The organism is Mangrovibacter sp. MFB070, from assembly GCF_000705335.1.
GTDB lineage: Bacteria > Pseudomonadota > Gammaproteobacteria > Enterobacterales > Enterobacteriaceae > Mangrovibacter > Mangrovibacter plantisponsor.
This window is the reverse complement of the sequence record NZ_JJMI01000025.1, coordinates 390,915-402,863: the sequence shown is the minus strand read 5'-3', so window position 1 is coordinate 402,863 and position 11,949 is coordinate 390,915. Positions and strand designations below refer to the sequence as shown.

Sequence of the window (11,949 nt, the reverse complement as noted above, 5' to 3'; positions counted from 1 at the left end):
CCTTAAGAAATATTCATACTAACAGGAATGGCTGACGGGATTTTCTTTACTCACCGTAGAAAAACACCGAAACAGGTTAAGGCCTGTTCTGCGCCACTTCTGTAAATCTTTCGCATTAATGCTGTAACTGCTGAACAACATAAAAGTGTCGTCCAGATATTCATCTATTTTCTCTATCAAGTCACTATCGTCTTCGTACTTTAATTTGTAATTAAGTGCAAAGGTTGCGATGTGCTCAATCAGATCGTTCATCTGCAGGCTGGCTGGAGATGTAGGATCATTAACCCAGGTCTGGGTACTACCCTCGAGACTCGAGAGGCAATCATGATAAAGTGATTCACAGAGGAATTTGAGCTGCGCTATATCATGCCTTTTTGGCGAGTATTCGTCCATATGATACCCCCTTATTATCGAAAATTTTCTGATAAATACAATACTTCGGGGCTGACAAAAGAGAGCACTTGTGTTTTACATCACCGGGTTAATGATTTAACTATAAGTCACACTTAAGTAATTTTCATCTTAATAGTGTGAAAAATTCTAAATAATGAGAATTCCCCTGCGTAACGCTGCTTTCTCGAAAAACAGATGATTTAAAACAGCTTACCCTTAGTGGGTAGTGGCTGATTCTTTCAGACTCAATATACAGGTTAAATCTTGAGTAATTATGTTTTTGTTGTGAATTATAAATAATGTCGGAATAATCCTGGTTTTTCATCCAAAGCAAATGGCAATTTAACGTTACGTTTTTCGTGCTTTCTTATTAGGCTATTTAGCGTCATTCCACCTCAATGGATACACGAGAACATGCCTGGTAACTACATTTACTGTGCATTGTGTACTGTGCATTGTGTACTGTGCATTGTGCCGGCAGCAGTAAAACAGACAACCAATACGGCACATAGCTCTGATTTGCTGCTTTCGGGCCTCACCATCAAGCCCTGCGTACTGCTTTGCTCTGTACAACAACCCCACCCGATATCGTTAAATATAGGCGTATATTGAGTAACGCAACCGGGGAAATATGGCGCAAAAATACCGCTAATTCGCTTTCTCACAAACTAATATGGGGGCTGACTGTACCATAACAAGTCTGCCAGCCGCGACCTGTTGGTGGATATTCAGCCATTAATGGTAAAACACCTGGGGCTATGTTTATGGGGCAGGGGGCTTAAACCGGCTCAATACTGGCGTGAACAGGTACTGAGACATACCAGAGAACGTGCAGGCGTTAGTTAAAAATAAAGGCCGCACAAGGCGGCCTTTAACGATACGAACACATGGTACGTAACTAGTGTGACTGCGGTGTCTCGTGGCGGTGTTCCACATCTTCACCTTTGCGGCTAAAGCGGCGGCGAACCACCACGAAGAACATGGGAACAAAGTAGATAGCCAGCAGCGTGGCAGAAATCATCCCACCAAATACCCCGGTACCTACGGCGTTCTGCGCACCGGAACCTGCACCAGAACTTAACACCAATGGCAGAACCCCGAGGATAAATGCCAGCGAGGTCATCAGGATGGGACGCAGACGCATACGAACTGCATCCAGAGTCGCCTCTACCAGACCTTTGCCTTCTTTTTCCATAAGGTCTTTGGCGAACTCAACAATCAGGATGGCGTTCCTCGCCGATACCCCGATAGTGGTAAGCAAGCCTACCTGGAAATAAACGTCGTTATTCAGGCCACGGAGAGAAGCTGCAAGCAACGCACCGACAACCCCCAACGGTACGACCAGCATTACCGAGAACGGTATAGACCAGCTTTCGTACAGAGCGGCAAGGCACAGGAACACCACAATCAGTGAAATGGCGTACAGTGCCGGAGCCTGGTTACCAGACAGACGTTCCTGGTAAGACATCCCCGTCCAGTCATAGCCAATACCAGCAGGTAATTTACTTGCCAGTTGCTCCATCAGCGCCATGGCGTCACCGGTACTTTTACCTGGCGCTGGCTGCCCTAAGATTTCCATTGAAGGCAAACCATTGTAACGTTCCAGGCGTGGAGAACCGTATTCCCAGCGTGCAGTCGCGAACGCAGAGAATGGCACCATTTGGCCATCGCTACCTCGCACATACCAGTAATTCAAATCACTGGGCAGCATGCGGTATTTGGCATCAGACATTACATACACTTTCTTCACGCGCCCGCGGTCGATGAAGTCGTTAACATAACTTCCCCCCCAGGCAGCGCCAAGCGTGGTGTTGATGTTGCTGATAGTTACCCCAAGCGCCATCGCTTTTTCCTGATCGATGTCGATTTTGTACTGCGGCGTATCTTCCAGACCATTAGGGCGCACACCAACCAGTGTATCCGGGTGTTGAGCAATCATGCCGAACAACTGGTTACGAGCCTGCATGAGTTTGTCGTGCCCCAGGCCACCCTGGTCAATAAGTTCGAAGTCAAAGCCTGTTGCAGTCCCCAGTTCCACAATTGCCGGAAGGTTAAACGCGAAGACCATCGCATCTTTGATCTGCGAAAACGCAGCACTGGCTCGTGCGGTAATTGCAGGAACTTTATTCGCTTCTCCCGGGCGTTCATCCCAGTCTTTTAGTGAAACAAACGCAATACCGGTATTCTGACCACGGCCAGCAAAACCAAAGCCATTCACCGTGAACACAGAGTTCACGTTGTCTTTCTCTTTGGTCAGGTAGTAGTTAGTGACTTCATCCAGTACTTTCTGAGTTCGTTCCTGAGTTGCCCCGGCTGGCAATTGCGCCATGGTGAGGAATACCCCCTGATCTTCATCAGGCAGGAATGAACTGGGCAGGCGCAAGAACAGCCATGCCATACCAACAACAATCACTAAATACAGCACCAGGTAGCGGCCAGTGCTCTGAAGAATATTCGCCACACTATTGGTGTAGTGGTGCGTACTCTTCGTGAACATATTGTTGAACCAGCCGAAGAAACCTTTTGTGGACCCATGGTCGCCTTTTTTAATCGGCTTGAGCATGGTGGCACACAGTGCTGGTGTCAGGATCATGGCCACCATAACCGACAGAACCATCGCCGAAACAATAGTGATGGAGAACTGGCGGTAAATGGCACCGGTGGAACCACCAAAGAATGCCATCGGAATAAATACAGCAGACAGCACCAGTGCAATACCGACCAGTGCACCCTGTATTTGCTCCATTGAACGTCTTGTAGCTTCTTTAGGCGGCAACCCTTCTTCCGACATAACACGCTCGACGTTCTCCACCACGACGATGGCGTCATCCACCAATAGCCCTATCGCCAGAACCATGGCGAACATCGTTAGTGTGTTTATCGAGAAGCCGAAAGCGGAAAGAATGGCAAATGTCCCCAGCAAGACGACAGGTACCGCGATGGTAGGAATCAGTGTCGCCCGGAAGTTCTGCAGGAACAGATACATAACCAGGAACACCAGCACAATGGCTTCTACCAGCGTTTTAACCACTTCTTTAATGGAGATTTTTACAAACGGCGTTGTATCGTAGGGATAAACCACTTTCAGCCCGTGCGGGAAGAAAGGTTGCAGTTTATCGATAGTGGCGCGAACGGCCGCAGCTGTATCCAGTGCGTTGGCACCGGTTGCCAGCTTGATCCCCAGACCAGCGGCTGGTTTGCCATTATAGCGGGCGATAACATCATAGCTTTCACCACCCAGCTCAACTTTTGCCACATCTTTCAGGCGAACCTGTGACCCATCCTGATTAACTTTCAGCAGAATATTACCGAATTGCTCCGGAGAATTAAGACGGGTTTGCGCAATGATAGAAGCGTTGAGTTGTTGGCCTTTAACCGGAGGTGTACCCCCTAACTGACCAGCAGCAACCTGGGCGTTTTGTGCGGTGATAGCACTGATAACATCCACAGGTGTGAGTTGGAAGTTATTCAATTTGTTTGGGTCCATCCATATACGCATTGCATACTGGGCACCAAACAACTGAACATCACCCACGCCAGAAGTACGGCTGATAGGGTCCTTAATATTTGAACCTACGTAGTCGGCAATATCATCCTGCGTCATTGAGCCATCAGTGCTGATCATCGCCATTACCATCAAGAAGCTACTGGACGATTTTTCAACACTCACACCTTGCTGCTGTACTTCCTGCGGAAGCAGCGGCATTGCCAATTGCAGTTTGTTCTGCACCTGTACCTGAGCAATATCCGGGTCAGTGTCAGAATCAAATGTCAGGGTGATTTGCACGGTACCAGAGGAATCGCTGGTAGAAGACATATACATCAGGCCATCGATACCGTTCATATTCTGTTCGATGACCTGAGTGACTGTATCCTGTACCGTTTTAGCATCCGCACCCGGGTAGCTTGCTGTAACCTGAATCGCCGGAGGCGCAATCGTTGGATATTGCGCTATAGGCAGTTTCAGGATAGCAAGCGCACCTGCGAGCATGATGATAATTGCGATTACCCAGGCAAAAATTGGGCGATCGATAAAAAACTTAGCCATGTCTTAACGGCTCCTGTTTTAGTTAAGACGGATTTATTCTGACGTTTTTCCCTGAGCTTTATCGCTGGCTTTCTCGTCAGTTGTGACTTCTTGCGCAGTCACAGTGGCACCAGGTCTGACTTTCTGCAGCCCTTCGATAATCACGCGGTCACCAGCCTGAAGCCCTTTAGTAACGAGCCATTTATCGCCAATAGCCTGGCTTGCTGTTACCTGGCGCACTTCCACTTTGTTGTCTTTATCTACAACCATGGCGGTAGCATCACCACGAGGTGTATGCGTTACGCCTTGTTGCGGAACAAGCAGTGCATCGGGGCGAACACCTTCTTCCAGACGTGCGCGAACAAACATACCCGGGAGCAATGTGTGGTCCGGATTAGGGAAGATAGCGCGCAGAGTAATGGTGCCAGTGGTTTCGTCGACAGTGACGTCAGAGAATTCCAGCGTGCCACTTTGCGGGTATGTGAAACCTTCGGTTGTTGTCAGATCGACTTTTGCTTTGCCGTTTTCTTGTTTCAGCGTACCGTCTTCCAGCTCTTGTTTCAGGCGCAGAAAATCGTTACTGGATTGCGTGACATCTACATAAATAGGGTCAAGCTGTTGCACCGTTGACAATGCAGTGGTTTGCCCACTTTGTACCAGCGCACCTTCTGTCACAGAGGATTTCCCAATCCGCCCACTGATAGGTGAGGTGACTTTAGTGTAGGCCAGGTTGATGCGCGCCGTTTCCACAGCGGCTTTAGCTGCCAGTACCGAAGCATTAGCCTGTTGTAAGGTTGACTGTGCTGTGTCGTAGTCTTGTTGGCTAATATATTTGGTACCCAGCAGAGGCTGGTAACGTTTTAAGGTCAGTCTGGCGATATTGGCCGCAGCTTCTGCTTTGGCTAAATCACCTTTTGCACTGTCGTAAGTGGCCTGATAAGTCGCTGGGTCTATCTGGTAAAGCGATTCACCCGCTTTAACATCACTTCCTTCAACAAAATTACGCTTAAGGATGATCCCGCTGACCTGTGGGCGAACTTCAGCAACCCGGAACGCACTGGTACGGCCTGGGAGTTCGGTTGTGATTTGCAAGGGTTCAGTTTTCAGCGTTACCACACCAACTGCAGGCGCGCCTGCCGCTTGTTGCTGATCCTGTTTATTGTCACATCCTGTAAGCGCTAAGCTGCCTGAAAGCATCAGAACCATCGCCAGAGGCGTTAACCCTCTGTTTTTGTTCATAGGTAAACCTCGAGTGTCCGATTTCAAAGTTGATCAATGGAACGCTAACGCTTGTCCATAATCCCATTGCTGCGTTTCTATTTAGAACATGTTATGTTACATACATTCAAAAATGTATGTAAGTCTTACCCCTGTAAATTCACCGACATATGGCACGAAAAACCAAACAACAAGCGATGGAGACCCGGCAGCAGATTTTGGATGCAGCAATTCGCTTGTTTTCACAGTACGGCGTATCGTCAACATCCCTTTCTGATATAGCCAAAGAGGCTGGTGTCACCCGGGGGGCGATTTATTGGCATTTCAAAAATAAGTCAGATGTTTTTAATGAAATTTGGGCGTTAACCGATTCAACAATAAATGACTTAGAAATTGAGTATCGGGCAAAATTTCCTGACGATCCACTTTCTGTAATGCGTGAGCTATTGGTTTATCTTCTGGAAGCGACGGTTGAAGATGAACGCCGCCGTTCCATGATGGAAATCATTTTCCATAAATGCGAATTTGTGGGCGAGATGCTTAACGCCCATCAGGCGAAACGCGAACTCTATGTTCAGGAATATGAGCGTATTGAAAACGCAATTATCCAGTGCATGGATGCCGGGTTACTGCCAGCAAACTTACTCTCCAGGCGCGCCGCTATTTTAATGCGTAGTTATATGTGCGGGTTAATGGAAAGTTGGTTGTTTGCACCGGAAACCTTTGATTTAAAAGCTGAAGCCCGTGTCTATGTCGATGTATTACTGGAAATGTACCAGCATTGTACAGGTTTACAATCGCAGCCCCAAAAGCACTGATCTCTTCACATAAATTTCGGCATGCTACGCCTGGGTTATGACCTTTTCGTGACGCAACCCGGCTACAGGTGAAGTTTCAGACTTCGCCTGGCAGTAACACCGCAGCATTCACTATTCCATAAGCAGAAGGCGTGCTATCCTGCGCGTCTTATCATAGAAACTTGAGTGCGATTCCGCCAGACGTTTCATCTATTACACATCCAGAAATTATGCAACTTACACGAATTGTCAGAAAAGCAGCCTGTGTTGTTCTTTTGCTTTGTTGCGGCGTTTTTGCCGGTATTGTGCCGTTTGCCAGTGCGCAAACGAGCAGTGATGTACCGACAAAAACAGATGTACAAAATCAGATTAATACACTTAACAAACAAAAGAGCTTGTCTGCTCAGGAAAAGCTCAGTCTTGCTGACCTGAATAAAACCCTGGATGTCCTGGCGAAGATTGATCAGGTGAAACAGGATTCAGATGACCTGCGCCAGCAAATTGCCCAGGCGCCGGACAAAATGAACAAAGCGGAAGAATCCCTTGCCGCACTGGCAAATACCACCAGTGATGAAGACCAGGCGAAGTATTACGACAAGCTCTCCATGCGCTCTCTTGAAAGCAAAATGGGGAGCCTGCTGGATAACCTGCAGTCAGCACAAACGCAGTTATCCAGTATTAACAGCCAGTTGGTTGCATTACAGACCCAGCCTGAGCGGGTGCAGAATGCCCTGTTTAATGCGTCTCAACAGTTACAGCAAATTCAGGCCGAATTGGGCGGGAATGGCCCGGATGGCACCCAACTGCGCCAAACTCAGCAAGGGCTGCTACTGGCGCAACAGGCATTATTAAATGCACAAATTGATGAGCAGCGTAAAAGTCTGTCTGGCAATACGGTTCTGCAGGATTCATTGCAAAAGCAGCGTGATTACAACACGCAGTATATCAATAAGCTTGAGCACGACCTGCAACTGATTCAGACCGCAATCAGCCATAAACGCCTGTCACTCACTGAGCAAACCGCTCAGGAAGCGGCCACGACGGACGAAGCCAGTGCCATTCAGAACAACCCGTTGGTAAAACAAGAGCTGGCAATTAACCGCCAACTGAGTGACCGGTTAATCAAAGCAACCCAGGATGGTAACGAACTGGTCCAGCAAAATATTCGGGTGAAAAACTGGCTCGACCGTGCTGTTCAGGCTGAACACAACCTGAAAGAGCAAATTGCCATGCTGAAAGGGAGTTTGTTGCTCTCGCGTATTCTGTATCAGCAGCAACAGTCTCTGCCGCGGGCCGATGACCTTGAAGATATGACCAACCAGATTGCCGACTTGCGCCTTGAGCAGTTTGATGTTGGCCAGAAGCGTGATGCGCTGATGCAAAGCGATAACTATATTGCGACAATTGAAGCTGGCCATAAAGATGAAGTAAGCGATGAAGTTAATGACGCACTGAATCAGGTTCTGGATTCCCGTAAAGATTTGCTGGATCAGCTAAATAAACAACTGGGTAACCAGTTGATGATGGCGATTGCATTGCAAATAAATCAGCAACAACTGATGAGCGTATCTTCTCGCCTGCAGAAAACGGTAACGCAGCAGATCTTTTGGGTGAACAGTAATAAGCCCATGAACTGGAGTTGGGTGACTGCTTTCCCTGAAGCACTCAAAACGCAACTTGGCCAGATGAAAATTACTGCAAACAACTGGAGCCTTACCACTGCTCTGGTTGCATTGCTTGCCAGCCTTCCATGGTTGTTACTGGCAGGGATTATTCGCTGGCGTTTCCGCTGGGTGAATAACACCCTGGCAAAACTAAGCGCCAACGTTGGCCAACTGCGTAACGACAGCCAGTTGCATACTCCCAAAGCCATACTGCTTACCTTGTTCAAGGCACTGCCTTTATGCCTGGTTATCATTGCCTGTGGCTGGTGCATCCTGTTTTTACAACTCAATATCAGTGAGCTGATATGGAGCTTCAGTAAAGAGCTGGCGGTTTATTTGCTGGTCTTTGGCCTGAGCTGGCGCATTCTGGATACAGATGGTGTAGCAGTAAAACACTTTATGATGCCGGTAAACCTTACCAGCCATTATCGCCGCCAGATAATTCGTATCAGCATTGCTTTACTGCCTTTACTGTTCTGGTCAGTGGTGGGTGAGTTGTCTCCACTGCATTTGATGGATGACGTCCTTGGGCAGTCCATCATTCTGCTTAATTTACTGCTGATTGCCGGGCTGGTCTGGCCGATGTGCCGTGACAGCTGGCGCGATAAAGAATCGCACTCAATAAGGCTGATTACTGTATCCATACTGGCTCTGGTGCCAATCGGGTTACTGGTACTGACAGTGATGGGCTATTTCTATACCACACTGCGTCTGGCTAACCGCTGGATTGATACCGTCTATCTGGTCATTTTGTGGAACTTACTTTACCAGACAGTGCTGCGTGGGCTGAGTGTGGCCGCGCGGCGTATTGCCTACCGGCGTGCACTGGCGCGCCGCCAGAATATGGTGAAAGAAGGGGCGGAAGGCGCGGAACCTGTTGAAGAGCCACCGCTGGGTCTGGACCAAATTAACCAGCAGACATTGCGTATCACAACATTGTTGATGTTTGCGTTGTTTGGGCTGTTCTTCTGGATGATTTGGTCAGACTTAATTACCGTCTTTGCTTATCTGGACAGCATTGTTTTGTGGCACTCCAGTGGCACAGAGGCAGGTAGTGCGGTTATCAGAAATGTTACCCTGGGCAGTCTGTTGTTTGCGGTCATTGCCACAGTGGTGGCCTGGGCGTTAATTCGCAACTTACCGGGTTTACTGGAAGTGCTGGTGCTGTCGCGGTTGAATATGCGCCAGGGCTCTTCCTACGCTATTACCACCATTTTGAATTACGTGATAATCGCGGTGGGTACCATGGCCGTGTTTGGTGCGCTGGGCGTATCCTGGGACAAACTGCAATGGCTGGCGGCGGCATTGTCCGTTGGCCTCGGTTTTGGTTTACAGGAGATCTTCGGTAACTTTGTGTCTGGCCTGATAATCCTGTTTGAACGACCGGTACGTATTGGCGATACCATTACGATTGGATCGTTTTCCGGCTCAGTGAGTAAGATCCGCATTCGTGCCACTACTATTACGGATTTTGATCGTAAAGAAGTGATCATCCCCAATAAAGCGTTTGTCACCGAGCGGCTTATCAACTGGTCATTGTCAGATACCATTACCCGTGTGGTGATAAGCCTGGGTGTAGCTTATGGATCGGATCTTGATAAAGTGAAAGCGGTGTTATTACAGGCGGCAATGGAGCATCCTAAAGTCATGCGTGATCCGGAGCCTTCGGTCTTCTTCACGACCTTTGGTGCCAGCACGCTGGATCACGAATTGCGCCTGTATGTGCGCGAATTACGTGATCGTAGTTATACCGTAGACGAACTGAACCGGGCTATTGACAGGCTGTGCCGTGAAAATGGAATAGAAATAGCCTTCAACCAGTTAGATGTTCACTTGTATAACAATAGCGGCGATACAGTAACGGAAGTCAGCCGTACTATTGAAAATAACGCAGCGGGTAACGCCACACCGAAACTGGCCGACTAACGCAGGTACCTGGTACCTTGATGCGCAGGGGGCTTATGCTTCCTGCGCTTTGCGTTCAAAATCTTTGCGTACCATTTCCAGTGCAGAAAGCACCACTTGTGGCGCTACCCCGCTCTCTTCCAGCAGCATAATTAAATCGACAGCCAGTTTGACATCGTCAGGGGCAGTTTCCAGTGACATGTTATCTCCCGATGTTCAGGCCCGGTTAACCCGGCACCGTTAATCTGTGTGCAATAAATGTAAATGTGTTAACGAACAACGCGGTCCAGCGCATCTTCAATACGTTCAAGTGCGGTGCGGCAGCGGGCAAGCCTGCCTTCCAGCGCCGTTTTTTCCCGCAATAATTGTTGTTGTTCGGTGAGCAAAGTGGTGCGGTTTAACTGAGTTTCGCGTGCCTGCAGCATTTCGACCAGGCGTTTTTCGTAGTCCTGGTGTTTAAGAAGACTGTTACGCAGTGCGCCCGCACCTTTGTGAGCGGTATCGTACTGGCGTAAAGGCCAGGTTGCCGCTTCGCGTTGCAATGCCGCAATCTGGGCAACTAACCGTTCGGCAATCCAGGCGGTTTGAACCACATTCCCTTCCTGTGCAACAGTGCGCAAATGGCGTAAATTTTCTTGCGCTTCGCCCAGATAATCACTTATTTGTGTACTTCTGGTTAAGAACAACTGCTTATCAAAGCGGGCAGACAATGAACGGTGTGTGGCCAACGGTGCCAGGTGGCGGGCTAACCCGGCAAACTGGTCTTCAAGCTGGCGGAGCAGGGCGTCCTGTTTCATAAATTCTCCGGCCCTCTACAAACGCCACTGCGCAGAAGGAAAGGTTGAACATGTTGAGGCTTATTTTAATCATGTCCGGCTGGTTATCGGTAGCACTTGCTGTGTTGGGTGTCGTATTGCCGTTGTTGCCAACCACGCCTTTTGTACTTCTGGCTGCCTGGTGTTTTGCCCGCTCGTCTCCCCGGTTTCATCACTGGCTGCTGTACCGTTCCTGGTTTGGCAGCTATTTACGCCACTGGCAGCAATACCGGGCCATGCCGCCGGGTGCAAAGCCGCGGGCTATCGCGCTGGTTGCTGTGACGTTTGCCATTTCGCTGTGGGTGGTTAAGCTTTGGTGGGTAAGAGGAATATTAGTAGTGGTGATGCTGCTGCTTTTTATTTTTCTCGCCCGTATCCCTGTTGTTGATGAAAAACAACAAAAAAGCTAAACGCCTGTCGCAGGAGTTGCAATTACGCCCCGCAGACAGTAAATTCGAGCGTTTTCGAGCACAGGGCGCGCTGGCTATTGTGTAACCAGCCAGGCATCAGCCTGTTTGCGTTCTGTGAGTAACACCGTTTTTATAGGCAACTACCTATGACCGCAACTGCGCAGCAGCTTGAATATCTTAAAAACAGCATTAAAAGCATTCAGGATTATCCAAAACCGGGGATTCTGTTCCGTGATGTCACCAGTTTGCTGGAAGATCCGAAAGCTTTTGCCCTCAGCATTGATCTGATTGTTGAGCGTTTCAAACAGGCCGGTATTACCAAGGTCGTTGGGACCGAAGCCCGTGGCTTTTTGTTTGGTGCGCCTGTAGCACTGGGCCTGGGGGTTGGGTTTGTTCCTGTGCGTAAGCCTGGAAAATTGCCACGTAAAACCCTCAGTGAAACCTATGAGCTGGAATACGGCACTGACAAGCTGGAAATCCACACTGATGCAATCAAAGCGGGCGACCGTGTGCTGGTGGTTGATGACTTGCTGGCAACCGGCGGCACTATTGATGCCACAGTAAAACTGATTCGCCAGCTTGGCGGTGAAGTAACTGATGCCGCGTTTATTATTAACCTGTTTGATTTAGGTGGGGAACAACGCCTTGCTGATGTTGGCGTGACCTCATTTAGCCTGGTGCCTTTCCCGGGGCACTAATTCGTGAGACGGAGCCTCGCTC

Annotated in this window: 9 protein-coding genes; 4 read left to right on the top strand and 5 right to left on the bottom strand. The window is 48.9% G+C overall.

The genetic code is table 11. From position 1 onward, the window contains the following. Positions 1–18: 18 nt before the first annotated feature. From tomB to DT73_RS14055, 3 genes are all read right to left on the bottom strand, one after another. A complete protein-coding gene (gene tomB / locus DT73_RS14065) occupies positions 19–393 on the bottom strand; it encodes an Hha toxicity modulator TomB (protein WP_036110039.1) in 375 nt (124 codons plus the stop codon). Positions 394–1,291: 898 nt separating this feature from the next. Then, complete coding sequence (gene acrB / locus DT73_RS14060; protein WP_036110035.1) at positions 1,292–4,441, bottom strand: multidrug efflux RND transporter permease subunit AcrB; 3,150 nt, start codon at positions 4,439–4,441, stop codon at positions 1,292–1,294. A 33-nt stretch (positions 4,442–4,474) separates the two neighbouring features. Beyond that, the gene (locus tag DT73_RS14055) at positions 4,475–5,659 is read right to left on the bottom strand and encodes an efflux RND transporter periplasmic adaptor subunit (protein ID WP_036110031.1); all 1,185 of its coding nucleotides are present in this window, start codon (positions 5,657–5,659) and stop codon (positions 4,475–4,477) included. A gap of 149 nt (positions 5,660–5,808) precedes the next feature. On the opposite strand from DT73_RS14055, the gene acrR reads away from it, so the two are divergent. Both acrR and mscK read left to right on the top strand, forming a co-directional pair. Beyond that, a complete protein-coding gene (gene acrR / locus DT73_RS14050) occupies positions 5,809–6,456 on the top strand; it encodes a multidrug efflux transporter transcriptional repressor AcrR (protein ID WP_036110028.1) in 648 nt (215 codons plus the stop codon). Between the two features lie 209 nt (positions 6,457–6,665). Further along, positions 6,666–10,025 (top strand): mechanosensitive channel MscK, encoded by a 3,360-nt coding sequence (gene mscK, locus DT73_RS14045; RefSeq protein WP_036110025.1) that lies wholly within the window; start codon positions 6,666–6,668, stop codon positions 10,023–10,025. Positions 10,026–10,058: 33 nt separating this feature from the next. Here the strand turns inward: mscK and rsmS are convergent, their stop codons facing one another. Both rsmS and priC read right to left on the bottom strand, forming a co-directional pair. Continuing rightward, complete coding sequence (gene rsmS, locus DT73_RS25595) at positions 10,059–10,205, bottom strand: pleiotropic regulatory protein RsmS (RefSeq protein WP_072006964.1); 147 nt, start codon at positions 10,203–10,205, stop codon at positions 10,059–10,061. 68 nt (positions 10,206–10,273) lie between these two features. Beyond that, the gene (gene priC, locus DT73_RS14040; protein ID WP_036110010.1) at positions 10,274–10,801 is read right to left on the bottom strand and encodes a primosomal replication protein PriC; all 528 of its coding nucleotides are present in this window, start codon (positions 10,799–10,801) and stop codon (positions 10,274–10,276) included. 50 nt (positions 10,802–10,851) lie between these two features. On the opposite strand from priC, the gene DT73_RS14035 reads away from it, so the two are divergent. Together DT73_RS14035 and apt are read left to right on the top strand one after the other, a co-directional pair. Beyond that, positions 10,852–11,229 (top strand): DUF454 family protein, encoded by a 378-nt coding sequence (locus DT73_RS14035; protein WP_036110007.1) that lies wholly within the window; start codon positions 10,852–10,854, stop codon positions 11,227–11,229. A 146-nt stretch (positions 11,230–11,375) separates the two neighbouring features. Continuing rightward, positions 11,376–11,927, top strand: coding sequence for an adenine phosphoribosyltransferase (gene apt / locus DT73_RS14030; protein WP_036110004.1), 552 nt, complete (start codon positions 11,376–11,378; stop codon positions 11,925–11,927). Positions 11,928–11,949 lie beyond the last annotated feature (22 nt).